Origin of the sequence: Shimia haliotis (assembly GCF_900114415.1) — a bacterium.
In the GTDB taxonomy this organism is placed as follows: Bacteria; Pseudomonadota; Alphaproteobacteria; order Rhodobacterales; family Rhodobacteraceae; genus Shimia; species Shimia haliotis.
This window is the reverse complement of the sequence record NZ_FOSZ01000001.1, coordinates 194,606-220,771: the sequence shown is the minus strand read 5'-3', so window position 1 is coordinate 220,771 and position 26,166 is coordinate 194,606. Positions and strand designations below refer to the sequence as shown.

Below are 26,166 nucleotides of genomic sequence, written 5' to 3'. Positions count from 1 at the left end.
TGTATACTCCCCGAAACGAAGGAGCGCAAAATGTCTCAACACCGCCAGCTGATCGACACCACAACCTATGCCGACGAAAGCACGCTTATCGACGCGCTGATCCAACGGGCGGCTCTGTCAGACACGGACCGCCAAGCCATCTGCGCCAAAGGGGCAACCCTTGTCGGCGACATTCGCAACACGACAAATCCCGGACTGATGGAGGTCTTTCTTGCCGAATACGGTCTCTCCACCGACGAAGGCGTGGCGCTCATGTGCCTCGCCGAGGCGCTCTTGCGGGTGCCGGATGCGGACACCATTGATGCGCTGATCGAAGACAAAATCGCGCCGTCCAATTGGGGCCGACATCTGGGGCAGTCCACCTCTTCACTGGTCAATGCCTCCACTTGGGCCCTGATGTTGACGGGTCGCGTTATGGATGAAGGCGACGGTGGATTGATCGGCACGCTGCGCGGCGCGGTCAAACGGTTGGGAGAACCTGTGATCCGCACCGCCGTTGCCCGTGCGATGAAAGAGATGGGCCGTCAGTTTGTTCTTGGTGAAAACATCAACTCCGCCATGCAACGGGCTGAGGGGATGGAAAAAAAGAGATATAGCTATTCCTACGACATGCTTGGCGAAGCGGCCAAGACCGACGCCGATGCGATGCAGTATCATCTGGCCTATTCGCGCGCGATTTCCGCCATTGCCACTGCCTGCACCCGTGATGACATCCGCGACAACCCCGGCATTTCGGTCAAACTCTCTGCCTTGCATCCACGTTATGAAATCGCGCAACGGGACCGCGTCATGACCGAACTGGTACCCCGTCTGCGTTCCCTCGCCCTGCTGGCAAAATCCGCCGGCATGGGGCTCAACATCGACGCCGAAGAGGCCGACCGCCTGTCGCTGTCGATGGATGTGATCGAAACCGTCCTTGCCGAACCGGCCCTCTCCGGATGGGATGGCTTTGGCGTGGTGGTCCAGGCCTACGGCAAACGTGCAGGTGCAACGCTGGACTATCTCTATGAACTTGCCACAAAGCTGGACCGCAAAATCATGGTCCGACTGGTCAAGGGTGCCTATTGGGACAGCGAGATCAAACGCGCACAGGTCGAAGGTCTGAAGAGCTTTCCTGTGTTTACCTCCAAGGCGGCGACCGATGTCTCCTACATCGCCAACGCCCGCAAATTGCTGGCAATGACCGATCGGATCTATCCGCAATTTGCCACCCACAATGCCCACACCGTCGCCGCCATCCTGCATATGGCCGAAGACAAATCCTCCTTTGAATTCCAACGCCTGCACGGCATGGGCGAGGCTTTGCATGACATTGTGCTGACCCAAAACAGCACGCGCTGCCGCATCTATGCCCCTGTTGGCGCCCACCGCGATCTCTTGGCCTATCTTGTGCGCCGCCTGCTCGAAAACGGCGCCAACAGTTCCTTTGTGAACCAGATTGTCGACGAAGACGTTCCGGCCGAAGTTGTGGCACGCGATCCGTTTCAGGCCGTGTCCGACGCCCCGCCAGCACTCGCTCGCGGACCAGAGTTGTTTTTGCCGGAGCGACCGAATTCCAAAGGGTTTGACCTGACTGACGTGCCAACACTGGACGCGATCGACGCCGCCCGCGCGCCCTTTCGGACGACACAAATTCAGGCGGCGCCGCTTCTTGCGAAAGAGGCAAAACCCAAGCCGTTCCAATTTGTTACCAACCCATATTCAACCATCGACAGTGCAGGTAGCGTGGCCGAGGCCAGCGCGGCAGACGTAGAAACGGCGCTTTCCAACGCCGCCCCGTGGGACGCTCAACCTTCGCTGCGCTCTCAAGCCCTCAATCAGGCCGCTGATCTCTATGAGGCCAATTTCGGAAAGCTGTTTGCCCTGCTGGCCCGCGAGGCGGGCAAAACGCCAATGGATACGGTGGCGGAACTGCGCGAAGCGGTGGACTTCCTGCGCTACTACGCCGCCCGCATCCCCGAGGCCGCGCCCGTCGGCACCTTTACGTGCATCTCGCCATGGAACTTCCCTCTGGCGATCTTCACCGGCCAAATCGCCGCCGCTCTGGCTGCCGGAAACGCGGTATTGGCCAAACCGGCCGATCAGACACCACTGATCGCCTTTGAGGCTGTGACGCTTTTGCATGAGGCCGGCGTACCGCGCACGGCTTTGCAACTCCTGCCCGGCGACGGTACCACCGTTGGTGCCGCGCTGACCTCGGATCCCCGCGTCAACGGTGTGGCCTTCACCGGCTCCACCGCCACCGCACAACGCATTCGTCGCGCCATGGCGGCCAATCTCGCGCCTGGCGCGCCGCTGATTGCCGAAACCGGCGGGCTGAACGCCATGATCGTGGACAGCACCGCCCTTCCCGAACAGGCCGTCACCGCCATCATCGAAAGCGCCTTCCAGTCCGCCGGTCAGCGCTGCTCTGCCCTGCGTTGCCTTTATGTGCAGGAAGACATTGCCGAAGGGCTACTGGAAATGTTGCAGGGCGCGATGAAAGAGCTGTGCCTTGGGGATCCGTGGGCATTTGCCACCGACAGTGGTCCCGTTATCGACACCGCCGCTCAGGCCACCATCGCCGACCACATCGCAAAGGCCAAATCCGACGGCCGCCTGCTCTTCCAACTGCCCATTCCGCAAGAGGGCACCTTTGTCGCGCCCACCTTGATCAAAGTCGCGGGCATCGGCGATCTTGAGCGGGAAATCTTCGGTCCGGTCCTGCATGTGGCGACCTTCAAGTCCGACGAACTGGACGCCGTAATCGACGCCATCAATGCGACAGGCTACGGCCTGACATTCGGGCTTCAGACGCGAATTGACGACCGCGTTCAGCACGTGTCCGAGCGCATCCACGCCGGCAACATCTATATCAACCGCAACCAGATCGGCGCCATCGTCGGCAGCCAGCCCTTCGGCGGTGAGGGTCTCTCCGGCACGGGGCCCAAAGCTGGCGGCCCCAACTATTTGCGACGCTTTTGCACCGAAGAAATACCGACGCAATACCGACGTGATGCCGACTGGTCAGAAACCATGTCTGTTACCGATCTGCAAACCCGCCTCCGGTCGGTCAAAAACGCGGGTCTAGAGGAGACAACCGTCCTGCCCGGCCCAACAGGGGAATCCAATGCGCTGACAAGTTCACCCAAACCGCCGTTGCTCTGTCTGGGACCGGGGCCGGATGCCGTGCGCGAGCAAGTCGCGGCTGTTGAGGCGCTCGGCGGCACCGCCCTACCCGCCACCGGCTCCGTTGACCCACAAGCGCTTGAAACTATTGAAGGGTTTTCCGGAGCAATTTTCTGGGGAGATGCCGATGCCGCACGCGCCTACGACCTGGCGTTGGCAAATCGCGAGGGCCCATTGGTGCCGCTGATCACCGCGCGCCCCGACGTGACCCGCGTCATGGCAGAGCGTCACATATGCGTGGACACCACGGCCGCCGGCGGCAACGCTGCGCTTCTTGGCGGGACGGGTTGACCTCCCGCCAAGACCATACCACGGTGGCCACATGTTCCCGATCCGCGATCACAACCCGTCCGGCCGCACGCCCTATGTCGTCTATGCGCTCATGGCGCTCAACATCGTAATTTTCCTGTCCTATCAACCAATTATGGGCGACGATCGACAGCTTTATGCCTTCTGGAATACATGGGCGATGATCCCCGATGAGGTCACACATGGCATAGATTTGCACACCATGATCACCTCGATGTTTCTGCATGGTGGTTGGATGCATCTCGCGGGTAACATGTTGTTTTTGTGGATCTTTGGCGACAACCTCGAAGACGAAATGGGGCATGTCGGGTTTCTGATTTTCTACCTCGCCTCCGGCATCGGCGCCGCTCTGGCCCAGATTATGGCAGATCCATCCAGCCAAATCCCAATGGTCGGCGCGTCCGGTGCAATTGCCGGTGTTATGGGGGGCTACCTTCTGCTCTTCCCCAAAGCGCGCGTGGATATCCTGCTGATTCTGATCATCATTTTCAGGATCTTCACTGTCCCCGCCTGGTTGATGCTAGGCCTGTGGTTTGGGCTACAACTGTTCAACGGGATCGCATCCGACGCGGCAGGGGGTGGCGTCGCCTATTGGGCCCATGCAGGTGGCTTTATCATCGGTGCGATCCTGTGTTTGCCGCTGTGGCTCAAGAGAGGCGCCCGCGCCTACTGGAGCCAAACAGCCGGACACCCACCGCACCCAGAAACCAAATACAGCTACGCCCGAACCTCGGTGCCAACAGTCAGGAGACGCAAATGACGCATAAGTTGACCTGCCACTGCGGAGCCGTGGAACTGCAAGTTACATTGACTGAGGGCCTGACAACCGCCCGACGCTGTGACTGCTCCTTTTGCCGCCGCCGCGGCGCCGCTGCCGTCAGCGCGCCGATTGATGGCGTGACCATTGTCAAAGGTGCGGAAAACCTGACACTTTATCAGTTCAACACCAACACAGCGCAGCACTATTTCTGCAATACTTGCGGAATTTACACGCACCACAAACGCCGCTCAAACCCCAATGAATTCGGCGTCAACCTCGGCGCGCTCGAAGGCGTTAACCCTCGCGACCTTGGCGATATTGGATGGGTAGATGGCGTCAATCATCCTTCCGACGGGGACTGACCTTCGTTCAGGCCAAAGCCACCCTAGGGGCGCAGCAAATAGCCAGGGCGAGGGCTAAGCCCCCAACAGGATTATTTGTTGCGAATGACTTTTGCGAACTGGCTGAACACAGGCTCGTTCGCGCAGAGGATTTCACCATCCTCAAGGATGTCCGCCCCCGGATTGATCGGCTCCACGAGCCCACCGGCCTCTTTGACGATCAACATGCCAGCCGCCAGATCCCAGGAATGCAGACCACGCTCCCAATATCCTTCGTAGCGTCCAGCCGCGACATAAGCCAAATCCAGAGCCGCAGAGCCAAAGCGACGCACACCGGCGGTCGCCGGCAGAACCCGCGCCAAATCCTGCAGGGTCTCAGGCAATCCGGGACGTGTGCCAAACGGCAGGCCGGTCGCAAACACAGACTCAACCATCCGGTGACGTCCTGACACGCGCAAACGAAGGCTGTCGTTTAGCCACGCGCCTTCGCCTTTTTCCGCGTAAAACATTTCGTCTTTTGCGGCATCAAACACCACACCGGCAACAATCTGGCCTTTATGCTCCAGAGCGATCGAAATCGCCCAATGCGGCATGCCATGCAAAAAGTTGGTCGTGCCATCGAGCGGGTCCACGATCCAACGGCGTGTCGGGTCTTTGCCCGCGATCTCACCGCCTTCTTCGCCCAACCAACCATAGGTCGGACGGGCACCCAGCAGTTCTTCCTTGAGCGTGTTCTCGGCCGCAATGTCGGCGCGACTGACAAAATCGCCGGCCCCCTTCATCGAGACTTGCAGGTTTTCCACCTCGCGAAAGTCTTTGACCAGTGACCGACCGGCTTTGCGGGCGGCTTTCATCATGATGTTGAGGTTTGCGCTCGTGGGCATGGAACGGCTCCTTTTGGCTCAGAGCGCGCGTATACGCCCCCAAACCTCTTTTGCCAAGGCCATAACGGGGCTGGCAACACCCAATTGGAACGCGGCGTCACGAAACCGCGCAAATTCGCGCCCAAGCTTGCGCAAAACCCGCCCCGGCCGCACAGTTTTCACCAGCAAAAAGGGAGAGACCCATGTCAGAACAAATGCAGCGGATCACGTTGGCAAGTCGTCCGGTGGGCGAGCCAAGCGACGAGAACTTCAAACTGGAAACGGTCGATCTGCCGGAGATTGGCGAAGGCGAAGTACTGGTGCGCAACCACTATATGTCTCTTGACCCCTATATGCGCGGTCGCATGGATGACGCCAAATCTTATGCCGCGCCCGTGCCTATCGGTGGCACCATGGAAGCCGGCACAGTTGGCGAGGTACTGGCCTCCAACCATCCGGGCTTTGCCCCCGGAGACTTTGCGTTCGGCATGTTGGGCTGGGCCACGCATGGCGTCGGCAAAGGCGTGGAAATGCGCAAGCTCGATCCCAAACTGGCCCCCATCACCACGGCTCTTGGTGTGTTGGGCATGCCGGGCTTCACTGGCTGGTTCGGGCTGATGGAATACGGCAAACCCAAAGCCGGAGAAACGCTGGTCGTCGCCGCCGCCACTGGACCCGTCGGGTCTATGGTGGGTCAGGTTGCCAAAAACCTTGGTCTGCGTGTCGTGGGCATTGCGGGTGGCGCAGAAAAATGCGCGATGGCGGTTGAAACCTACGGGTTTGACGCCTGCATCGACCACTATGCCTATGAAACCGCAAGCGATCTGCGGCGCGGGCTCAAAGCCGAGTGCCCAAAGGGTGTCGACATTTATTTCGAAAATGTCGGCGGCAAGGTTCTGGATGCGGTTCTGCCGATGATGAACCCGTTTGGCCGCATTCCGCTTTGTGGCATGATTGCCTGGTACAACGCAGGCGCGCCGGGCTCTGATGCCTCCGCAGAAGCGCTTACAGGGCCGCGTATGTGGCGCTCGATTCTGGTGAACTTCCTATCGGTGAACGGGTTCATCATCTCCAACCACTTTGACAAATACCCGGATTTCCTGCGCGACGTCGGCCCGATGATGGCGCAAGGCAAGATCGCCTTTGTCGAGGACATTGCCGAGGGTCTGGAAAACGCACCCGAAGCCTTCCGCGGCCTCCTCAAGGGCCGCAACAAGGGCAAGCAGCTCGTCAAGCTGATCTAGAAACAAAAAGCGGCACCGCCTTTTGGGGTGCCGCGTTCTTATTTGCAGGGCGGGGCATACCGCGTGGCCGGTCGGGTGGGCTTGACCTGTCACGCGTGTCCCGCCCCCTCCCCTTCGGGATTGGGGGATCAATGGAGGAGCAGTTGCCCCTCGCTGGCCCGCAAACTTGGCCGCGCATCCGATCCATAGGCCGCAAGCCCCTCGACTTTGAGTTCGGGGAAGATTTCGAAAATCTCATCTCGAACAGCTTGACCCATGGCGGTCATACCCATTTCGCCTGGCATGAAACTCTCGCTCGGGACACCTGCCGCATAGATGATCTCGTGACTGTCAAACATCACATGCACATAGGTCACCTGCCCGCCTTCGATCTGGCGCACGTCTTCTCCGTTGACCATGCCCACCGCGGGAACCAGAACTTCGTTTTCGCCAAAGTTCATTTCAGCCCGCCACCCGGTTACGAGCATGCGGTGCTGTGGTGACACTTCCAGAGCCACTTCGTTTCCGATTGCGCCGGCATCAAAGTGGATCGGCGCCAATGCCCCGACGGCCGGTACATCCCGCTGTCCAACCCAACGCACAGCCTGATAGCCGTGGTCCATTGTGAGAACCAGATCGCCCGGGCGCAAATCCTCAACTTTTTGCATGCCTTTTTGCGTCACGATCTCTGTTCCCGCGGTAAAACAGGGCACAAAATCCCACTCTTCGCGGTTTGCGGTGGTGCCGCTGTATTGGTTGCCCAACAACCCGTCAAAGCTGATCGACTGGATCGGCGCGGCCTCAAGCGCAGCCTGATCAGCGTTGTTTGAAAACTCTGGCGCGATGTAGGTATTGCCGTTGACGTCCTGCATCACGACCGCCGAAAACGTCGCAGTGGTGCCATCTACATAAGTGATCGTGGCGCTATAAAGCGCTGTCGCATCAAAGGTTTGCACAGGCCCGCCATCAATGCGGAACCGATCATTGGGCGAGTTGTTCATGTTGTAAAACGAGCCCGGGTTTCCCACGGGGCTCAACTCGACAAAGTCGTTGACCAACGCATCCCCCGGCCCACCAAACGTCAGACCGACCAGTGCACTGGCGTTTTCCGCGGTATTGTTACCTTCGTTGGTATCTATGTCAGCCAATTGGCCAATCGAGATCACATTGAACGTTGTCGGCATTCGCAAACCAAAAGGCACAGATCACCGGCCGCTGACAGGCGACACAACAGCGATCCGTTCCTTCCCCCTAATGAAACAGAACAGGCTTCTTGTGCCGCAAAGGCACAGCCTACGTCAGGGGGAGAATACGCAAATAATCGTCAATAAAGGGTTACGTACCCTGCAATCGGCGGGCCTCAATTCCGGCCAATCGGATCAGGTCCAGCATATAGGGCTTGCTGAGGTCATCCTCACGGGTCGCGGCAAAAAGTTGCCGCGTAAGCCCTTGCTGGGTAAGGGGTCTGGTCACATAGTCCGAAGAATATTTGACCTCGCGCACCACCCAGTCCGGCAACACCGAAACCCCGCGATTGGACGCCACCAACAACAGGATAACCGCTGTCAGTTCCGCCTGTCGCACCGCAGCAGGTTCAACCTTGGCCGGTGTCAGCAACTGCGAAAACACATCCAGCCGCGCCCGCTCCACCGGATAGGTGATCAAGGTTTCTCCGCGGAAATCCTCTGCATCAATCCACTTTTTCTGCGCCAGCGGGTGTTGGGCCGCGGCGACAAAAACAGGCGCGTAGTCAAAGAGGTGGGAAAACGAAACTCCGGGCAGGTTCTCAGGGTCGGAACTGACCACCAGATCCACTTCTTCCTTTTGCAAGGCAGGCATTGCGTCAAACGCCAACCCGGGACGGATATCGACGTCCACATCCGGCCAATCCTTGCGGAATTGCTCAAGCACGGGAAACAGCCACTCAAAACATGCGTGACATTCAATCGCAATGTGCAGACGGCCCGACCGCCCGTCACGCAGACCGTTGAATTCCGCCTCAAGCTTTTCGACCTCGGGAAGGACTTGATTGGCCAAACGCAAAAGCCGCATACCCGCCGCTGACAATTTCATCGGCTTGGAGCGACGCACAAAAAGCTCAACACCGGCCTGTTCTTCAAGCCCCTTAACCTGATGGGACAGCGCCGATTGCGTGATATTGAGCTTTTCCGCCGCACGCGCCAGCCCGCCGCATTCGTGGATCGCACGAACAGTGCGCAGGTGACGGAATTCGATGTGCATCTTCATGTGAAGCTCATGACCTTCTTGAGGATTATGAATTTGCCTAAATCTGCCATGTGTGGGAGTTGAGGACAACCGCAAGTTAGGGATTGCCGATTATGACCACGCCTCAAGTTTCCTTCGAGTTCTTTCCACCGCAGAATCTGGAGGCGTCTTTCCGGCTTTGGGACACGGTACAAACCCTTGCCCCCCTTGATCCGCGTTTTGTTTCCGTGACCTATGGCGCCGGCGGCACCACACGGGATTTGACCCGTGATGCGGTGGCGACACTGCACAAATCCTCTGGTTTGAACGTTGCCGCACATTTGACTTGCGTGAACGCTTCCAAGGAAGAAACCCTTAAAATTGCGAATGATTTTGCCGCCGCAGGCGTGAGCGAACTGGTGGCTCTGCGCGGCGATCCGCCCAAAGGTGCCTCTGGTTTTGTGGCCCACCCAGACGGCTTTGCCAATTCGGTTGAATTGATCGAAGCGCTCTCTGCCACGGGCGATTTCACGATCCGCGTCGGAGCATATCCGGAAAAGCACCCCGAGTCTTCGGACATGCAAGCGGACATTGCATGGCTCAAGCGGAAAATTGATGCCGGTGCGACCGAGGCGCTTACCCAGTTCTTCTTTGAACCCGAGAGTTTTCTGCGGTTCCGTGACGCCTGCGCTGATGCGGGCATCAAAGCGCCAATTGTCCCCGGCATTCTGCCGATCGAGAACTGGAAAGGCGTACGCAGCTTCGCCAAGCGCTGCGGAACAACGGTGCCGGCGTGGCTTGAGGACGCCTTTGCCAAAGCGGAACGAGACAACCGCGAAGACCTTTTGGCCACGGCGGTTTGTACCGAGTTGTGCTCGGATTTGATGGATGAAGGTGTGGACGCGCTGCATTTTTACACCCTGAACCGGCCCGAGTTGACGCGCGATGTCTGCCACGCGCTTGGCGTTACACCACAGGTGCGATTGGAAAACGTGGCGTAACACGACACACGCCCCCCTTGCGAGCTTTCCGAATTTGCGGCCTTCTGCGGGCAACGCAGGAGGCCCATTTATGTCGCAACACCACTACGCCCAAGGTCCGGAAGATTTGGCAACTTTGGACATCGTTCTGTCGAAAACCGGCCTCGAGTTCATGCAGGACATTGTTGATGGGCGAATTGCCGGCCCGCCGATCGGGCAGGCGTTGGGATTTCGCCCCATCATCGCCGAAGAGGGCATGGTGACATTTGAAGGCACGCCGGAATTTCGCACCATGAACCCGCTTGGAACGGTGCACGGCGGCTGGTATGGCACAATTTTGGACAGCTGCATGGCCTGCGCCATTCAGACCATGCTGAAGGCAGGCCAGATCTATACAACCTTGGAATACAAGGTAAATATTATTCGCCCCATTCCAATCGGTACAACGGTACACGCGGTCGGTCGGGTGCAACACAGCGGGCGTTCAACCGGCGTGTCCAACGGTGAAATCCGCGGCAAAGAAGACGGACGGCTATATGCTACCGGCTCGACCACTTGTATAATTATGGACGGCCCCAAAGGCTGAAGCCCGCAACCTCTCGCGAGAGCCGCGTGAACCTGAGGGGAGCTGCCCCTCGGCCACCGCAAAGCTGTGACCTCACCCCGAGGTATTTGCCGCAATGAGAAATGTCCGGAGGCATTGGCCTTTGGTTGCAGGGCGCGTAAAACTGGCGCCAATTGAAGGAGCCTCGCCGATGTTTCAGGATTTCACCACCACCGCCCGCCCCGACCTTGGCCCTACGCGTCTGGCCGACTTGAGAGCCGCGATGTCAGAGGCCGGACTGGACGGATTTATGGTGCCCCGAGCAGATGCCCATCAGGGCGAGTATGTCGCTGCTTGCGACGAGCGTCTTTCCTGGCTGACGGGGTTCACGGGATCTGCCGGATTCTGCATTGTTCTGCACGAAATAGCAGGGGTTTTTGTTGACGGACGGTACCGCACGCAAGTCAAAGACCAGGTTGCATCGGTGTTCACGCCGGTTGACTGGCCCGAAGTCCTTCCTGGACCCTGGCTTGCGGAACGGCTTTCAGGCGGTCGCATCGGTTTTGATCCTACGCTTTATACGGTTGGGCAAATTGAGGCGATAGACGCGGCCCTGCAAGGCACTGACATTGCGCTGGTGCCCTGTGACAACCTTGTTGACCGGGTCTGGAAGGATCGCCCCGCTCCGCCATCTGGCATGGTTTCGGAACAGCCTTTGGACTTTGCTGGGGAAAGCCACGCCGACAAGCGCGCGCGCCTCGGAGCGGGGCTGCAACAGGACGGACATGGCGCTGCAGTCATCACCTTGCCAGATGAAATCTGCTGGCTTCTCAATATCCGCGGCACAGATATTGCCCGCAATCCCTTGGCCCAAGGATTTGCCGTGTTGCACGCAAGCGGGCTGGTTGATCTCTGGATGGGGCCGGAGAAACTCTCGGAGGTGCGCACGCACCTCGGCGAGGACGTCACCATACATCCGCAGGCGGCTTTCTGGAGCGACGTCTCCGGAGTTTTGCAGGGCGTCAAGGGTCCGGTGCGGCTCGACAAAGCGGCGGTTCCGGTGGCGGTCAAACAGGCGCTGGATGAGGCAGGCGTGGAGTATGTCTATGGGCCTGCTCCTTGCGCACTTCCAAAGGCACGCAAAAATGAGACCGAAATCAAAGGCATGCAGGAAGCCCATTTGCGCGATGGGGCTGCGGTGGTCGAATTTCTGAGCTGGTTTGACGCACAGGAGAAAACCACGCTTACCGAAATTGACCTTGTCCAAAAACTCGAGGAATGTCGCCGCGCCACCAATGCCCTGCTTGAAATCAGCTTTGACACCATCGCCGGCGCCGGCCCCAACGGTGCAATCATGCATTATCGTGTGACCGAGGACACCAATCGCCAGTTGCAATCCGGTGATTTGATCGTGCTCGACAGCGGCGGACAGTATCGCGATGGCACAACAGACATCACGCGTACCTTGGCGGTTGGCTCTGTAGAAGACACAGCCAAGCGTGCCTTCACCCGTGTGCTTCAGGGGATGATTGCCGTGTTACGCCAACAGTGGCCCGCCGGCCTTGCGGGCAGCCACATCGAAGCCATAGGCCGCGCGCCACTTTGGAATGCCGGTCAGGATTTTGACCATGGGCTCGGCCATGGGGTTGGGGCCTATCTTTGTGTTCATGAAGGGCCACAGCGGCTGTCGCGCGCCGGTGACGTGCCCCTTGAGCCCGGCATGATCCTGTCCAACGAGCCCGGTTATTATCGTCCCGGCGCCTTTGGCATCCGTATTGAAAATCTGGTTGTGGTCGAAGGTGCGCCCCGGGGCCAAGAGGCGGATGTCCACCGAGCGATGCTGCGCTTTCGGACGCTGACGTTTGTTCCGGTTGACCGCAACCTCCTAGTACAGCACATGCTGACCCGTGCCGAAGTAGATTGGCTCAATGCCTATCACGACACTTGTCGCGACGTTTTGAAGCCAAGGCTGGCGGCCGAGGCGCAACTATGGTTGGATCGCGCAACGGCGCCGCTCTGACACAGTTCTGATACATAGCGCGACCATAGACAGCCAACCGCAGGTCGCATTCAAAGGAGACTCCGCATGACAAAGATCACCATCCGCAAAGCGCCGGGCAACTGGACCGTGCGTGCCGGTGGCGCAGTCATCGGCGAGAGCAGCAATGCCCTTGAGCTCAGCGAAGGCGATCTTGAGCCTGTGATTTATTTCCCGCGCAGCGACATCGCCATGGCGTTCCTCGACACCAGCGAGCACACCAGCCATTGCCCCTATAAAGGCGATGCGTCCTACTTCTCGATCGTCACCAAAAGCCAGACCATCCAGAATTCCGGCTGGAGCTATGAGACCCCCATCGAGGACGTTTCGCGCATCAAGGATCACATCGCGTTTTACACCAACGACCTTGTGGCGGTTGAGCGCGTTTAAGGCCTGTGTCGACCAGTTCATATAACCACTCTTCCGGTGCGGCCGCAGGTGTCGAAGCCCTGGCCGTAGCAATTGCCGATTTGCGGTTCAACTGGTCCGGCGCGACCGATCAAACGCTGGCAATCGAGCGCTTTGGTCTGCGCACAGGTGAGCGGGTCTTGTTGCGCGGTCCAAGCGGCTGCGGCAAATCCACCTTACTTGCTGCAATGTCCGGCGTGGTGGATGTGCCGGCCGGCACGGTGCGGATCGCCGGAACAGATGTTGGCGCCCTGCCCCAAAGCCACCGGGATGCATTTCGTGTGGACCACATCGGACTGATTTTTCAGAGCTTTAACCTGATCCCATGGTTGTCGGTGCGCGACAATGTGGTGCTGCCATGCCGGTTTTCGGCGCAGCGCCGCCAGCGTCTTTCCGGCACACCGCAGGACGATGCGCAAAAATTGCTCGTGGCGCTTGGCATTGCCGAGCATTCAGACACGCCTGCCGGAAATCTAAGCTACGGTCAGCAACAGCGTGTCGCAGCCGCGCGTGCATTGATCGGCACGCCGGATCTGATCCTCGCGGATGAGCCCACATCCGCTCTTGATCCTGAGGCCAAAGACCGCTTTTTGTCGCTGCTGTCACGCGAGGCGGCACACTCTGGCGCCGCGCTTCTGGTTGTCAGCCACGACCCGGGTCTTGAACACCACTTTGACCGCGTCATTCAAATGAGTGAAATCAACGCACCAAAGGTCGACCCATGCTGAATTTTGCCCTGCAAAGCCTTTGGAACCGGCGTTTTGTCGCCGCGCTCACCGTTCTTTCAATCGCGTTGAGTGTTGCATTGATCCTCGGCGTGGAACGACTGCGCGACAGCGCGCGCGCGTCTTTTGCGGATACTGCGGGCGGTATCGACCTGATCGTTGCGCCGCGTGGCAACGACGTTCAGATTTTGTTGTCCACGGTATTTGGCGTAGGCTCCACCGGTGCGGCAATGCGCTGGGACAGCTATACACAGATTGCCGTCATGCCCGGCGTTGGCTGGGCTGTGCCTTTGATGATGGGCGACAATCACCGCGGTTATCCGGTGACGGGCACAACGGCCGCCTATTTCGAGCATTTCCGCCACAGCGGCGGCACACCTTTGGCCTTTGCGCAGGGATCAACTTTCGTGACACGCGACAGCGCCGTGATCGGTGCCGAGATTGCCACTCTGTTCGGGTATGAAGTCGGCTCTGTTCTGGTCAATGCTCACGGCGCAGGCAGCGTGTCTTTTGAAATGCACGACGATGCGCCTTTCACTGTATCTGGCGTTCTCGCCCCTACCGGCACCGTGGTTGACCGCATGGTCTTTGTGACGCTGGAAGGCTTTGACGCGCTGCACGCGGGCTATGCCCCGCTGGCGGCTGATCCTTTCGCCGCCGATGCTCCCCAAGACAACGGTGCAGCCTACACTCCCGAGCAGATCAACGCCGTCTATGTCGGGCTTTCACAGCGCACGGCCATTCTTGGTATTCAGCGGGCTCTGAGCGACTCACAATCCGAAGCCCTGAGCGCTGTCATGCCCAATGTCGCACTTTTGCAGTTGTGGTCGATCACAGGCACCGCTGAGGGCGCCCTTCGGCTGATGTCAATCGCGGTCGCAATCGCTAGCCTGATCGGAATGGTCGTGATGCTGTCTGCCGCGCTTGACGCCCGTCGCCGAGAATTCGCAATCCTGCGGTCGGTCGGGGCCTCTCCGCGCACGATTTTTGGCCTGATCGTGACCGAAGCGTTGGCAGTGACAGCCGCAGGCATCCTAGTGGGTCTGGTGCTTCTTTATGTAAGCATGACCAGCGCAAACCCCATTCTGTCAGCCAATTTCGGGTTCCGCATGGGTCTGCATTTGCCGACCGGTGAAGAGATGGGCATTTTGCTCGCGGTTTTTTGTTTTGCCGCCCTTGCCGCCCTTCTGCCAGCATGGCGCGTGTACCGCATGACGCTGGCTGATGGCTTGACCACACGTCTCTAAGCGGTTTCAGTGCGCATGACTGTCGAAAGGTTGCCTATGAAATTCCTTGCTCTGCCAGCAGCATTGCTCTTGTCGACTGCAATCGCGCAGGCCTCTGAACCCGTCAAGGTAGACTGGGCCGATCTGGCCCCGCCCTATACGGCTTACGAGAACCCGTTTGCCGACATCTCCAGCGCCCACATGTCGCGACTGTCCCACCTGTTGCAGCTGCAGACGCTGGCGGAAACCGGCACTGACGCCTATGCGGCAGAGGATGCTGCCAATCTGCGACAAGAGCTGATCGACAGTGGGCTGGACGTGGATTTTCTGTTTGCTGAACGCCTGCGCATCATGGACTTGCGCATGAAGGACGCCACCGCCCCCAACGAGACCATCGTCGGCCAGACAGTGCGTATACCCGGCTACATTCTGCCGCTGGATGTACAGGACGGCAAAGCAGTCGAGTTTCTTTTGGTGCCCACCGTCGGTGCCTGCATTCACGTACCGCCGCCGCCAGCAAACCAGATTGTACATGTCTCATACCCCGAAGGTTTCGAGGCAACCGGCCTATATGCGCCGATCTGGATCTCCGGCCAGATCAAAAGCGATCCGCAAGAAAAATCTCTGTGGCTGGTGGACGGGGAATCCAAGGTCAATATCACCTACACAATGGATGCCGCCACGGTCGAACCCTATACTGACACGCAATAAAGCACGTCACGAATGTTCCTCGGCGGCAGTGTCGGAGAGCGCTTTGTTGAAAGCGCGCAATGCGTCCACATGAAACACCGCCCCCAACAGGTCCGGCGGCTGATCCTCTCCGCCAAGCGCCACAACCGGCACAAACGCAGCGCCGGATGTCTCAAACATTGGCATCAGGCTTTCCAGCGTCGCGTTGCGGTCGACATAGCTGCCCTCGGCAATCATTTCCCAACACCGCTCCTCAGGAGCTCCCTGCAGATCATCCTTGTCCCGCATCACCCCCGCGACGCGGCAGATCGACAAAAGATAGGCTTGCGGCCCAGCGGCGATATGCACCCCACGCCGCTCTAGTTGCGTCAGGAAAAAGCTCTGATCCACCAACCGCGAACTCAACGCGGTGGATATGGAAACAGCCACCATAACCGCCAGACCCGTTTGCCAGTCTCCGGTCATTTCAAAGACGATCAGTGTGGTTGAAATCGGCGCGCCCAGCACCGCCGCCGCAACTGCGCCCAGACCTGCCAGCGCATAAAGCGTTGTGGTGCCGGATACGTCCGGAAATACAGCCGTGGCTATATACCCAAAGGCCAACCCCGTAAGCGCGCCAACCATAAGCGCCGGAGAAAATACACCGCCCCCCATGCGGCCCGCCATGGTGATCGACACGGCGATCACCTTAAGCACAGCAAAGACAACCGCTTCGTGCAACACCAACTGACCGGTCAACGCGGCCGACGTGGTCTCATATCCAACCCCGATAATATGCGGAAAGAAGATCGCGATCCCGCCCAGCATGGCGCCTGAAATCGCAGGGCGAAGCCATCGTGGAATGCGTAGGTCTTCCTGCAAATGGCTCGCCATGTCCTCGGACCAGAAAATGGTCCACATCAATGCCACTGCAACCAGTCCACAAAGCGCCCCAAGCATCAAAAAGGCCGGCAATTCCTGATAAAACTGCAACGCAGTTGCTGTCGGCAGGGTAAATTCGGTCACATCGCCAAATTCCAGCCGGTTGATCACGGTGCCCGCCACCGAAGCGATCACGATCGGCGCAAACGCATGCACCGCGAAATGGCGCAGCACCACTTCCAAGGCAAACAGCGCGCCCGCGATGGGCGCGTTAAACGACGCCGACACCGCTGCGGCCACCGCACAGCCCAAAAGATCGCGACCAGTGATACCGTTCGCCTGAATTCTGTCGCTGACCCATGACGCAATGGCACCTGCCATATGCACCACTGGGCCTTCCCGTCCGGTGGAGCCGCCCGAACTCAGCGTGATCAAAGACGCCAACGCCGAGGCGATCCCCGCTTTGCGTTCGACCCGCCCCTCGTAAAGTGCAGCCCCCTGAATAACGTCGGCCACAGACCGCACCCGCCCGTCAGGCGTGAAATTATGTAAAATAATCCCGACAACCAACCCGCCGACCGTCGGAATGACTAACAGCCAGAACCACGGCAGCGTATGCGCGAAACTGTGAAGATGCGTCAGGTCTTCCGTGCCATAGAGCGTTGCTTGCAGGAACTGGATGCCTTTTCGAAATGCCAGCGCTGCAAAGCCCGCCGCAATCCCGATAGCCAGCGCGATGAGCCAGAATTGAAACTGACTTGGGCCCTTGGTCACCAGAACACGCCAGCCACCACGACAGGTTTCCGCCGCTTCGTGCGCGCTTTCTTTCAGGAAGGAGCCAACGGACTTAGCCATAGTGCCTCGGCATTTTCGGATTTCTTATTCCGGTGTAGTCCGAAAATTGGGTGTGCGCAAAGAGGAAACCCCTTGCCTGTGCTCACCTCTTCGCGCGTTTAGCCCAAAAGCGCCCGCGCTGCCGCACGCGCCTCATCCGTGATCGTATCTCCGGACAGCATCCGCGCGACCTCGTCGATCCGTGCACCCGCGTCCAGCGGCACAACTTCGCTCAGAGTCGCTTCGTTCTCGACCCGTTTCTGAACGCGCCAATGATGCGCCCCGAGTGCGGCCACCTGCGGCGAGTGCGTTACGACAAGCACCTGTCCGCCATCCGCCAACGCCTTGAGCCGCCGCCCGACCGCATCCGCCGTCGCCCCCCCGACACCACGGTCAATTTCGTCAAAGATCATGGTGACATTGCTGTCATCAGACGTCAGACACACCTTCAGAGCCAAAAGAAAACGGCTCAGCTCCCCGCCCGACGCAATTTTGCCAAGTGGGCCAGCAGGCGCGCCGGGATTGGTTGCGACCACAAATTCCACCTGATCGCGCCCATCTGGGCCGGCTTCCGCGTCGCGGACACTGGTTTCAAAAACCGCCCGCTCCATCTTCAGCGGCGCCAATTCACCCATCACCGCAGCATCAAGCTTGGCCGCTGCGGCCTTGCGCTTGGCGCTCAGCGCCTCTGCGGCTTTGTCATAATCGGCCTGCGCCGCGTTCAGGGCCGCACGCAAATCCGCGATATTGCCCTCTCCCGCGTCCAGCGCCGCAAGCCGCCCGCGCAATTCCTCGGCGAAGGTGCCAAGTACGTCAGCGACCACATCATGTTTGCGGGCCATCGCGCGGATCGCAAACAGACGTTCTTCAACCTGTTCAAGCTCATGCGGGTTGAACTCCAGAGCCTCGAGCGAGCGCTCTACCCCGTCCACGGCCTCGCTCAGCTCATTCAACGCACGCTCAAGTGATGCGACCGGCGCGGTCAAAAGATCTTCGGTGTCCGCCATCGCGCCTTCAAGCCAGCGCAAGGCATCCCCCATTGCCCCCTCTGCGCCGCCCGAGCCCATGATCTCATGGGCCCGTACCACGCTTTCACGCACTTTTTCAGCGCCTTGCATCATCCGGCGACGGATGTCCAATTCGGCTTCTTCTCCGGGTTGGGGATCCAATTTGTCCAACTCGGCGACCGCATGACGCAGAAAATCTTCTTCATCCCGCACAGCTGCCAATTCGGCCTCTGCAGTTTCCAGCCCCTTGCGGGCCTTCCCGACCGCAGACCACAGCATCCGGACCTCGGCGCGCTGCGCATCTGTTTCGGCAAAGGCATCAAGCAGGGCGCGATGTCCTTTGGGATCAAGCAATCCGCGATCATCATGCTGACCGTGCAGTTCAATCAGCGTTTCTGAAAGACGCCGCAACACCTCGCCAGAACAGCGCCTGTCGTTGACCCATGCCGTCTTGCGCCCGTCAGAGCGGTTCACACGTCGCAGGATCAGTTCATCCCCGCCGGGCAGTCCCGCTTCGTCCAAAATGGCATGCGCTGGATGATCCGAGGACAGGCCAAACTCCGCGACCACTTCGCCTTGCTCGGCCCCCGCCCGCACAAGTTCCGCACGGCCACGCCAACCAAGCACGAACCCCAAACTGTCCAGCAAAATGGACTTACCGGCTCCCGTCTCGCCCGTGAGCACATTCAAACCCGGCTGGAACGCAAGTTCCAACCGATCGATAATCAGCATGTCCCGAATATCAAGCGCGCGCAGCATTGTCCGTCATCCCCACGGGGCCACTCTTAGAGCCATGTGCCTTTCAACGTCTGGCGGTATACCTGTTTCAGCCAACCATCGCTTGCCGCTTCAAGCTCGAGCCCGCGGCCGGTAAGCAACTTGTAGCTGTCCTCATACCAAGAGGTTGATTGGAAGTTGTGACCCAAAATCGCGCCCGCAGTCTGGGCCTCGGCGGTCAACCCAAGCGACAGATAGGCCTCAACCAAACGATGCAACGCCTCAGCCGTGTGTGTGGTCGTCTGGAAATCCTCGACAACAACACGGAACCGGCTGATTGCCGCGCCATAATGTTTACGCTTCAAGTAAAAGCGCCCGATCTCCATTTCCTTGGACGCCAGATGGTCAAAGGCCAGATCGAACTTCAGGACTGATGACCGCGCGTATTCCGTATCGGGATAGATTTCGATGACCTTGCGCAGTTCCTGCAAAGCCTGAAATGTCAGCCCCTGATCGCGCCCCACTTCGTCAATTTGGTCGTAATAGCTCAGAGCCAGAAGGTACTGAGCATAGGCCGCATCCTCGGATGCGGGATAGAAATCAATGTAGCGCTGCGCCGCCGCACGGCTTTCGGGATAGAGCTTTTCCTGATGGTAAGCGAAAGCCTGCATGATGATCGCGCGCTCGGTCAGCTCTGAATAAGGATAAAGGCGCTCGATCTCGGAGAAATAAAACGCCGCATCCTGCCCGCGTCCACGACCAAGTTCCCATTCAGCCCGGCCATAAATTTGCTCCGCGGTAAAGCCATCAAGCGAAAAGTCGCCCCGCTTCACTTTGTCGGTGGTCGTGTCACCGCAGGCCGTTGCCACCATGAGCGCAAGAATCGATCCGGCAATGCGAATGCGTGTCTTGATGCCTGACATAGTGCTCAACCCCTTGATCTTGCTGATGACAGTTCGCCATCCTTACACAAGCTGTTAACACAGAAAATTGCGGTGCAAAACGCCTTTGGCGTCATTTGGGAAACTTGGTTCAGGCGACCGCCGGAATTTCGCCAAAATGCACGCCTGCACCGGGCAAACGCGCCGCCATTTCAGGGGTGCAATCTTCAAAGCACCAAGCGTCGGGATCGGCAAAAAGAGTGCGCAGCAATTCGTTGGTCAAGGAATGCCCCGCGCGCACGCCGCGATACCGTCCCAGAATCGGTGCGCCCGCCAGAAACAGATCGCCGACAGCGTCCAGCATCTTGTGGCGTACAGGCTCGTCCAGGTGACGCAGCCCGCCTGGGCTCACCACTTTGTCGCCATCAAACACCACGGCATTTTCCGCCGGATTGCCACCAAGAGCGAGGCCATTGGCCTGCATCTCCTCAACATCTGCCTGACGACAGAACGTGCGGCTGTCACTCAGTTCGCGCACAAAGCTGCCATTTGACAGCGTGATACCTTTGGTCTGCTGACCAATTGCGGCATCCTCAAAATCAATGTGGAATTCCATCTGCATGTCACGATCAGGAACCAGTTCCGCACGCGCATCGCCGCGCTCAACAGAAACAGGTTTCAGAACACGAATGGCACGCACTGGCGCGCCTTGCTGGATGATGCCGGTCCGCAAAAACCCGCGTACAAACTCCGCCGCGCTGCCATCCATGATCGGCACTTCTTCAGCGTCGATCTCGATCAAAGCGTTGTGGATACCACAGCCCGCAAGCGCAGCCATCAGATGTTCGATTGTGCCAACGGTTACGCCGGCGTCATTCACAATGCGCGTGCACAAGGCGGTTTGTTCAACCACATCCCAACGTGCAGGCACCAAAGCGTCTTTGCCGATCACATCGATACGCCGGAACCAGATGCCAAAATTCGCAGAGGCAGGTTGTACGGTCATGCGTACGTTCTGCCCGGAATGAAGGCCGGTGCCGGAGAAGACTACATTTGATTTAAGCGTGGCTTGCACAGGTTGCCCCTAAGTGACGCGGCACACCCCATTTGGCCGCATCATTGAATTAAAAGCTCTGTGCTGTCATCACAACTCAATCTTTGTAACGGTCTGAAACATGCCTGCAACAGACAGGCGAAAGATCGCGCAACACAAAATAACCATTTGTATTTAAAAAGAAAAAGCCGCCCCAAATTTGGGACGGCCTCGCAAATTTTCTTGTCAGATTTAGTTTGCCTGACGACGCAGGAAGGCGGGAATTTCGATCCGTTCCTGCTCTGCATCCGCTTGCGGTGCCGGCTCGGCCTGAACCGAGGGCTGCACGCGTGGCTGGGCGGCGGGCCGTGCGGCTTGCGCCTCGGCCTGCTGGTTGCCTGACATGCGGTTGAAGAGGTTGTTGATGCCAAAGCGCGGACGCTCATCGCCCTCTGGGGCTTCGGGGGCGACATCTGCTGCCGGACGCGCCGGAGCGGCCGGAGCTTTTTCAACAGCGGCCTGCAAACGCGCCATCAACTGTGGAGTTGGCGTACCCGGTGCAGGACGCTGAGGCGCAACAAACTCGTCGGTCTCCTCAGCCTGCATCGCAGCTGTCTCTGCCGGAGCCGGCTGATAAGCCGGTGCCGGTACTTCGTCGCCGCCTGCTGCGGTTGCGTCAAACACCGGAGATGCAGGTGCCTCTTCCTCGAAGATATGCTCCATCTGGTCTTCCGCAGCCGCCGCTTGCGGATCGATTGCGTCAAACAAACCAAGTTCGCCAGAAACTGCGGGCGCTTCTGCTGTTTCAACGACCGGAGCCGCCACGGTCACAGTCGGCTCAGCCGGCGCTGCGACCGGAGCCGCTGCTTCTGCGGTTGGCAGAGGCGCAGCCATGCTGCGACGGGGCAGCGGCATCGGGCTGGTGCTTTCCATTGCGTCGATGCCGGTTGCGACAACAGACACGCGCATGCCGCCTTCCAGAACGCTGTCCATCGTGGAGCCCACGATGATGTTGGCATCCTCGTCCACTTCCTGACGGATACGGTTGGCCGCTTCGTCAAGCTCGAACAGGGTCAGGTCGTGGCCGCCTGTGATATTGATCAGTACGCCCTTCGCGCCGCGCAGCGAGATTTCGTCGAGCAGCGGGTTGGCGATCGCCTTTTCGGCGGCCTGAATGGCGCGGTTCTCGCCTTCGGCTTCACCGGTGCCCATCATGGCTTTGCCCATCTCGTCCATCACGGCGCGCACGTCCGCAAAGTCGAGGTTGATCAGGCCCGGACGAACCATCAGGTCGGTCACACCCTTCACACCCTGATACAGAACGTCGTCTGCCATCGAGAACGCTTCGGTAAAGGTAGTTTTTTCATTCGCAAGACGGAACAGGTTCTGGTTCGGAATGATGATCAGCGTGTCGACCATCTTCTGAAGCTGCTCAACGCCTTCTTCGGCCTGACGCATCCGCTTCACGCCTTCAAACTGGAACGGCTTGGTAACAACACCAACCGTCAGAACGCCAAGCTCACGCGCGGCTTGCGCGATGATAGGGGCTGCGCCGGTGCCGGTGCCGCCACCCATGCCCGCGGTGATAAAGCACATGTGTGCGCCCGCGAGATGGTCAACAATCTGTTCAATGCTTTCTTCCGCCGCGGCGGAACCCACCGAGGGGCGCGCGCCAGCACCAAGGCCTTCGGTGACTTTCACACCAAGCTGAACACGTTTGTCCGCGTCGCTTTGCTGCAGGGCCTGCGCATCGGTGTTGGCTACGACGAACTCAACGCCCTCTAGCTCCTTGGCGATCATGTTGTTGACCGCGTTACCACCAGCACCGCCAACACCAAACACGGTGATACGGGGTTTCAGATCACCCTCATCGGGCATTGTCAGATTCAAAGCCATAGAACTGTCCGCCTGTTTTTGTATTCCCCGCTGACCCGCAGGGACTTTTTCTGCCTTCTCAAAGGATATTATTACCCACGCTTTCAGGAACCGTCATCCCCAAAAGCGCGAAACACCACAAAATATAGCGAAAAAAGCGGGGAAATTCGCGGCATTTCGCTCAAATGCGTACATTTGGGGGACCGCGACCATCCTGACACAAGCACAATTGAGACCGCCGCTGGAAAATACCCGAACGGAGAGACTCAATTATCGTTTTCGAAGGCCACTGCCCGGCCTGCTTGCCGCACTTATACACGGTTATCCACAAGCTTATCCCAAGGCAAAACCGGCGTCACCCCCGAAAATGCGGTCTCACCAGTTGTCCTTGAACCACTTCACCGCACGCTTCAAAGACCGCACCGGATAGCGCTCAACAGGCAGGTCAAAATCCCACCATTCATCTTGTGGATGTGTCGCAAACAGGCACATGCCGACCGCGCTAGCAAAGGCCGGACCGGTCGCCGCCTGCGGCAGGCCATGCACTCGCATCGGACGTCCCAGGCGCACTTGCTGGCCCAGAATTTTCGTCGCAAGACCATCCAACCCCGGAATTTGGCTGCCACCACCCGTCAAAACAATCTGCTGGCTCGGAAGATGCTCAAAGCCTGCAATGTCCAGACGCGCGCGCACCTCTTCAAGGATTTCCTCGACCCGCGGGCGCATGATGCCAATCAATTCGGCACGGCTCACGGTGCGGCGGTCATGCTCCCAATCGCCCGTGTCACCTTCCAGCTCGATCATCTCGCGATCGTCCATACCTGTGGCATGCACCCCGCCATAAAACGTCTTGATGCGTTCCGCGGTTGCGGTTGGCACCTGAAGCCCCATCGAAATGTCGCTGGTCACATGCTCGCCACCCATCCGCACGGTGTCGGCATAGATCATGTGTTTCTTCATAAAGATCGACAGGCTCGTCGCGCCGCCGCCCATATCAATACAGGCCGCGCCAAGTTCCTGCTCATCTTCAACCAGAGCGGACATGCCAGACACATAGGCAGAACTGGCGATCCCTGCGAGTTCAAGATCACAGCGCTTGACGCAGTAGGCCAAATTCTGAATGGCCACTTCGTCCACCGTCAACATGTGCATGTCCGTGGTCAAGGTCTGCCCCACCTGCCCGCGCGGATCCCCCAGACCCGAACGATGATCCAACGCAAAGTTCACAGGCTGAGCATGCAACACCTCACGCCCCGCGCCATAATCCGGCACATCACAAGCCGCCAGTACGCGGGCCACGTCCTGTTCGGACACCACCTCGGTTTCAACTTCGACGCTGCCGTCCAACCCATAGGACCGCGGCTCGGCACCTGAGAAACAGGCAATCACGTGATCCACACGGATTTTCGCCATCTTCTGAGCCGCCTGAATGGCGGTGCGGATTGCGCGCTCGGTTTCCTGCATCGCATTGATTTCGCCAAACCGCACACCACGCGACCGGGTGGTCGCGGCACCAATCACGCGAAACCCGCTTTGGCCGGCCATTGATCCGATGCCCTCGGCATTGCTCAACCGGTCCGTGCCATCAAAGCGCAGCACCAGACAGGCGATCTTGGAACTGCCCACATCCAACACGGCCACCACGCCACGCTGCATTGCTGCTCTGCGCATATTGCGCATTGCCCGCTGGGATTCGTAAAGCTCTACCATATCAATTATTCCCCACAGAGAGCTGGCTGATCCGCCACCATTCTTCTACCGCCGCCTTGGTCAGCCGAATTGTCGGCCGCGCAGCAAGACGCATATCCACCACCACAAGGTCGCGCTCGAACATGTCATGCGCGCCGTTCAGGGCTATCACCCGCTCAAGCGCTTGCACCGCGCCGTTTTCCGGCAACAGAATGCGCTGTTTGCGATCCAGAACCAGATCCCAGCGCCGCTCGCCAACGCGCACCAGGCCAATCACCCGATCCCCCAACGGCTTAGCAGCCGCAAACAAACGCATGGCCTCTCCGACCTGCGCGTCACCGCCCTCGCCTGCAATCAGGGGTTTGGTGGGATGATCCAGCATCGCCACCATCGGCTCGGTGATATTGCCTTCAACATCGACCAGCGCCAGACCGTGATGCGTGCGCCACAAAGCCACCGGCGTGCGCTCCACCACGTTGAACTGCAAAATGCCACCCGGACGGATACGCACCGCGACGTCTGCAATCGCCGGAAGCTCTTCCGCGCGCTCCTGAATTTGTTCCAATTCAAGATCAAAACTGCTGATCGGGAAGTCGAGCGACAGGATCTCACGGATGTCCTCGGCTGTGCCTTCGGAAGCCCCGTCGATCGCCATCGCGTTCACCATGAACTCGGGCCGCGACGCAAGCTCTTGGCGGAACTCCACCACGGCAAGGTTCAACTGCTCACGACGGCCTTCATCCGAAAGCCACCAATAGCCGGCCCCAAGCACAAGCCCGAATGGCAAAACAGTCCGCAGCGCAAGGCGGAACAGCGGCGTGAGAAACAGCCGCTCCATACGGTACTTCCAGCGCGATGGCGCCGGATCTGCGCGCCGTGTCACCGATCGCATGAGGCATCCTCCACGATCCAGCTACAGAATTCAGGAAAGCCGATCCCGACATGGGCGGCCTGCTCAGGTGTAAGCGATGTCGGCGTCATACCCGGCTGGTTGTTCAGCTCCAGAATGATCAGCCCGTCCAGACCGCGCGCCTCATCCCAACGGAAATCGGTGCGCGTAACACCACGACAGCCAAGCGCCTGATGGGCCCGCACCGCATAGTCCATGCAGGCGTCATAAATCTCTTTCGGAATGTTCGCCGGAATCTCATGGCGAGATCCACCCTCGGCATACTTTGCCTCATAGTCATACCAGCCATCGGTGATGATGTCGGTCACGCCCATGGCCCGATCCCCCATCACTGTGGTCGTCAACTCAAGCCCAGGCGCATAGGTTTCGACCATCACCTCATCAGGCATGCTCTCGGCAAGTTGCGGCGGCGTGTTCGCGCCCTTTTTGACGATGTAAATTCCGACCGAGCTGCCTTCGTTGTTGGGCTTCACCACATAGGGCGGCTCCATCACATGACGCGCGGCTGCTTCGGCCTTGGGAGCGATCAAACTCTCAACGACCGGCAGACCGGCTTGCTTGAAAACATCCTTAGAGCGCTGCTTGTCCATCGCCAATGCGGAGGCCAGCACTCCGGAATGCGTATAAGGCAGGCGCAGCCATTCCAGCACGCCCTGCACGCAGCCGTCCTCGCCCCACCGCCCGTGGAGCGCGTTGAAAACAACATCCGGAGAAATTTCAGCAAGGCGCACAGCAAGATCGGGGCCAGCATCGACCTCAACCACTTCATAGCCTGCTTCCCGCAGTGCGGCCGCGCATTCACGCCCTGTCGACAGCGACACCTCGCGCTCCGCGCTGGGTCCACCCATCAATACCGCCACTTTGGGGTTTGCCCTGCTC

22 protein-coding genes are annotated in these 26,166 nt (G+C 59.0%); 11 read left to right on the top strand and 11 right to left on the bottom strand.

Translation table 11 applies throughout. The features are described from left to right. The first annotated feature begins 30 nt into the window (after positions 1 to 30). From putA to BM069_RS01030, 3 genes are read left to right on the top strand one after another with little or no spacing between them, the layout of a single operon-like run. Positions 31 to 3,459 carry a bifunctional proline dehydrogenase/L-glutamate gamma-semialdehyde dehydrogenase PutA gene (putA, locus tag BM069_RS01040; RefSeq protein ID WP_093319191.1) on the top strand — a complete coding sequence of 1,143 codons (3,429 nt, stop codon included), beginning with the start codon at positions 31 to 33 and terminating at the stop codon, positions 3,457 to 3,459. Between the two features lie 31 nt (positions 3,460 to 3,490). Further along, on the top strand, positions 3,491 to 4,237 hold the full coding sequence (locus BM069_RS01035) for a rhomboid family intramembrane serine protease (RefSeq protein WP_093319188.1): 747 nt from the start codon (positions 3,491 to 3,493) through the stop codon (positions 4,235 to 4,237). Next, entirely contained in the window at positions 4,234 to 4,599 is a 366-nt protein-coding gene (locus BM069_RS01030) for a GFA family protein (protein WP_093319185.1), read from the top strand. The genes BM069_RS01035 and BM069_RS01030 overlap by 4 nt, the downstream gene beginning before the upstream one ends. A 71-nt stretch (positions 4,600 to 4,670) precedes the next feature. Here BM069_RS01030 and BM069_RS01025 read toward each other — a convergent pair whose 3' ends face one another. Continuing rightward, positions 4,671 to 5,462, bottom strand: a complete 792-nt coding sequence (locus tag BM069_RS01025; RefSeq protein WP_093319182.1) for an inositol monophosphatase family protein — start codon at positions 5,460 to 5,462, stop codon at positions 4,671 to 4,673. A 182-nt stretch (positions 5,463 to 5,644) separates the two neighbouring features. Here BM069_RS01025 and BM069_RS01020 point away from each other — a divergent pair, with 182 nt between their 5' ends. Further along, positions 5,645 to 6,685 carry an NADP-dependent oxidoreductase gene (locus BM069_RS01020; protein ID WP_093319179.1) on the top strand — a complete coding sequence of 347 codons (1,041 nt, stop codon included), beginning with the start codon at positions 5,645 to 5,647 and terminating at the stop codon, positions 6,683 to 6,685. A gap of 128 nt (positions 6,686 to 6,813) precedes the next feature. Here BM069_RS01020 and BM069_RS01015 read toward each other — a convergent pair whose 3' ends face one another. Both BM069_RS01015 and BM069_RS01010 read right to left on the bottom strand, forming a co-directional pair. Then, a complete protein-coding gene (locus BM069_RS01015) occupies positions 6,814 to 7,848 on the bottom strand; it encodes a Hint domain-containing protein (RefSeq protein WP_093319176.1) in 1,035 nt (344 codons plus the stop codon). A 151-nt stretch (positions 7,849 to 7,999) separates the two neighbouring features. Continuing rightward, the gene (locus BM069_RS01010; RefSeq protein WP_093321168.1) at positions 8,000 to 8,905 is read right to left on the bottom strand and encodes a LysR family transcriptional regulator; all 906 of its coding nucleotides are present in this window, start codon (positions 8,903 to 8,905) and stop codon (positions 8,000 to 8,002) included. Between the two features lie 98 nt (positions 8,906 to 9,003). On the opposite strand from BM069_RS01010, the gene metF reads away from it, so the two are divergent. The 7 genes from metF (at position 9,004) to BM069_RS00975 (ending at position 15,501) form a co-directional block, all read left to right on the top strand. Then, positions 9,004 to 9,870 carry a methylenetetrahydrofolate reductase [NAD(P)H] gene (gene metF, locus BM069_RS01005; RefSeq protein WP_093319173.1) on the top strand — a complete coding sequence of 289 codons (867 nt, stop codon included), beginning with the start codon at positions 9,004 to 9,006 and terminating at the stop codon, positions 9,868 to 9,870. A 70-nt stretch (positions 9,871 to 9,940) separates the two neighbouring features. Next, positions 9,941 to 10,435: a PaaI family thioesterase gene (locus BM069_RS01000; protein WP_093319170.1), complete on the top strand. Its 495-nt coding sequence runs from the start codon at positions 9,941 to 9,943 to the stop codon at positions 10,433 to 10,435. 169 nt (positions 10,436 to 10,604) lie between these two features. Next, the gene (locus BM069_RS00995) at positions 10,605 to 12,413 is read left to right on the top strand and encodes an aminopeptidase P family protein (RefSeq protein WP_093321165.1); all 1,809 of its coding nucleotides are present in this window, start codon (positions 10,605 to 10,607) and stop codon (positions 12,411 to 12,413) included. Between the two features lie 66 nt (positions 12,414 to 12,479). After that, entirely contained in the window at positions 12,480 to 12,821 is a 342-nt protein-coding gene (locus BM069_RS00990; protein ID WP_093319168.1) for a DUF427 domain-containing protein, read from the top strand. A 5-nt stretch (positions 12,822 to 12,826) separates the two neighbouring features. Next, positions 12,827 to 13,567 (top strand): ATP-binding cassette domain-containing protein, encoded by a 741-nt coding sequence (locus tag BM069_RS00985; protein WP_093319166.1) that lies wholly within the window; start codon positions 12,827 to 12,829, stop codon positions 13,565 to 13,567. Beyond that, a complete protein-coding gene (locus tag BM069_RS00980) occupies positions 13,561 to 14,811 on the top strand; it encodes an ABC transporter permease (protein WP_212611501.1) in 1,251 nt (416 codons plus the stop codon). Before BM069_RS00985 ends, BM069_RS00980 begins: the two co-directional genes overlap by 7 nt. Positions 14,812 to 14,847: 36 nt before the next feature. Further along, the gene (locus BM069_RS00975; RefSeq protein WP_170846640.1) at positions 14,848 to 15,501 is read left to right on the top strand and encodes a DUF3299 domain-containing protein; all 654 of its coding nucleotides are present in this window, start codon (positions 14,848 to 14,850) and stop codon (positions 15,499 to 15,501) included. A 6-nt stretch (positions 15,502 to 15,507) separates the two neighbouring features. Here BM069_RS00975 and BM069_RS00970 read toward each other — a convergent pair whose 3' ends face one another. The 8 genes from BM069_RS00970 to BM069_RS00935 all read right to left on the bottom strand — a co-directional run bounded on the left by BM069_RS00970 (position 15,508) and on the right by BM069_RS00935 (position 26,135). Beyond that, on the bottom strand, positions 15,508 to 17,196 hold the full coding sequence (locus BM069_RS00970; protein ID WP_093319161.1) for a chloride channel protein: 1,689 nt from the start codon (positions 17,194 to 17,196) through the stop codon (positions 15,508 to 15,510). A gap of 98 nt (positions 17,197 to 17,294) precedes the next feature. Next, complete coding sequence (gene recN, locus BM069_RS00965) at positions 17,295 to 18,941, bottom strand: DNA repair protein RecN (protein WP_093319158.1); 1,647 nt, start codon at positions 18,939 to 18,941, stop codon at positions 17,295 to 17,297. A 26-nt stretch (positions 18,942 to 18,967) separates the two neighbouring features. After that, on the bottom strand, positions 18,968 to 19,822 hold the full coding sequence (locus tag BM069_RS00960; protein WP_093319156.1) for an outer membrane protein assembly factor BamD: 855 nt from the start codon (positions 19,820 to 19,822) through the stop codon (positions 18,968 to 18,970). A 109-nt stretch (positions 19,823 to 19,931) separates the two neighbouring features. Then, positions 19,932 to 20,855: a UDP-3-O-acyl-N-acetylglucosamine deacetylase gene (gene lpxC, locus BM069_RS00955; protein ID WP_093319153.1), complete on the bottom strand. Its 924-nt coding sequence runs from the start codon at positions 20,853 to 20,855 to the stop codon at positions 19,932 to 19,934. A 210-nt stretch (positions 20,856 to 21,065) separates the two neighbouring features. Then, positions 21,066 to 22,709 carry a cell division protein FtsZ gene (gene ftsZ / locus BM069_RS00950; RefSeq protein WP_093319151.1) on the bottom strand — a complete coding sequence of 548 codons (1,644 nt, stop codon included), beginning with the start codon at positions 22,707 to 22,709 and terminating at the stop codon, positions 21,066 to 21,068. Positions 22,710 to 23,063: 354 nt separating this feature from the next. Then, positions 23,064 to 24,398, bottom strand: coding sequence for a cell division protein FtsA (gene ftsA / locus BM069_RS00945; protein WP_093319148.1), 1,335 nt, complete (start codon positions 24,396 to 24,398; stop codon positions 23,064 to 23,066). A 1-nt stretch (position 24,399) separates the two neighbouring features. Further along, a complete protein-coding gene (locus BM069_RS00940) occupies positions 24,400 to 25,269 on the bottom strand; it encodes a cell division protein FtsQ/DivIB (RefSeq protein WP_093319145.1) in 870 nt (289 codons plus the stop codon). Further along, positions 25,257 to 26,135: a D-alanine--D-alanine ligase gene (locus tag BM069_RS00935; RefSeq protein ID WP_244503491.1), complete on the bottom strand. Its 879-nt coding sequence runs from the start codon at positions 26,133 to 26,135 to the stop codon at positions 25,257 to 25,259. Before BM069_RS00935 ends, BM069_RS00940 begins: the two co-directional genes overlap by 13 nt. Positions 26,136 to 26,166 lie beyond the last annotated feature (31 nt).

What these genes read in the sequence shown, in the direction of transcription:
- BM069_RS01015 (WP_093319176.1), bottom strand. Translation starts at nt 7,848, where the DNA reads ATGCCGACAACGTTCAATGTGATCTCGATTGGCCAATTGGCTGACATA.
- BM069_RS00935 (WP_244503491.1), bottom strand. Translation starts at nt 26,135, where the DNA reads ATGGGTGGACCCAGCGCGGAGCGCGAGGTGTCGCTGTCGACAGGGCGT.
- ftsA (WP_093319148.1), bottom strand. Translation starts at nt 24,398, where the DNA reads ATGGTAGAGCTTTACGAATCCCAGCGGGCAATGCGCAATATGCGCAGA.
- BM069_RS01030 (WP_093319185.1), top strand. Translation starts at nt 4,234, where the DNA reads ATGACGCATAAGTTGACCTGCCACTGCGGAGCCGTGGAACTGCAAGTT.
- ftsZ (WP_093319151.1), bottom strand. Translation starts at nt 22,709, where the DNA reads ATGGCTTTGAATCTGACAATGCCCGATGAGGGTGATCTGAAACCCCGT.
- BM069_RS00960 (WP_093319156.1), bottom strand. Translation starts at nt 19,822, where the DNA reads ATGTCAGGCATCAAGACACGCATTCGCATTGCCGGATCGATTCTTGCG.
- BM069_RS00940 (WP_093319145.1), bottom strand. Translation starts at nt 25,269, where the DNA reads ATGCGATCGGTGACACGGCGCGCAGATCCGGCGCCATCGCGCTGGAAG.
- BM069_RS00975 (WP_170846640.1), top strand. Translation starts at nt 14,848, where the DNA reads ATGAAATTCCTTGCTCTGCCAGCAGCATTGCTCTTGTCGACTGCAATC.
- BM069_RS00990 (WP_093319168.1), top strand. Translation starts at nt 12,480, where the DNA reads ATGACAAAGATCACCATCCGCAAAGCGCCGGGCAACTGGACCGTGCGT.
- metF (WP_093319173.1), top strand. Translation starts at nt 9,004, where the DNA reads ATGACCACGCCTCAAGTTTCCTTCGAGTTCTTTCCACCGCAGAATCTG.
- BM069_RS00980 (WP_212611501.1), top strand. Translation starts at nt 13,561, where the DNA reads ATGCTGAATTTTGCCCTGCAAAGCCTTTGGAACCGGCGTTTTGTCGCC.
- BM069_RS00970 (WP_093319161.1), bottom strand. Translation starts at nt 17,196, where the DNA reads ATGGCTAAGTCCGTTGGCTCCTTCCTGAAAGAAAGCGCGCACGAAGCG.
- BM069_RS01000 (WP_093319170.1), top strand. Translation starts at nt 9,941, where the DNA reads ATGTCGCAACACCACTACGCCCAAGGTCCGGAAGATTTGGCAACTTTG.
- BM069_RS01020 (WP_093319179.1), top strand. Translation starts at nt 5,645, where the DNA reads ATGTCAGAACAAATGCAGCGGATCACGTTGGCAAGTCGTCCGGTGGGC.
- putA (WP_093319191.1), top strand. Translation starts at nt 31, where the DNA reads ATGTCTCAACACCGCCAGCTGATCGACACCACAACCTATGCCGACGAA.
- BM069_RS01035 (WP_093319188.1), top strand. Translation starts at nt 3,491, where the DNA reads ATGTTCCCGATCCGCGATCACAACCCGTCCGGCCGCACGCCCTATGTC.
- BM069_RS01010 (WP_093321168.1), bottom strand. Translation starts at nt 8,905, where the DNA reads ATGCACATCGAATTCCGTCACCTGCGCACTGTTCGTGCGATCCACGAA.
- BM069_RS01025 (WP_093319182.1), bottom strand. Translation starts at nt 5,462, where the DNA reads ATGCCCACGAGCGCAAACCTCAACATCATGATGAAAGCCGCCCGCAAA.
- BM069_RS00995 (WP_093321165.1), top strand. Translation starts at nt 10,605, where the DNA reads ATGTTTCAGGATTTCACCACCACCGCCCGCCCCGACCTTGGCCCTACG.
- recN (WP_093319158.1), bottom strand. Translation starts at nt 18,941, where the DNA reads ATGCTGCGCGCGCTTGATATTCGGGACATGCTGATTATCGATCGGTTG.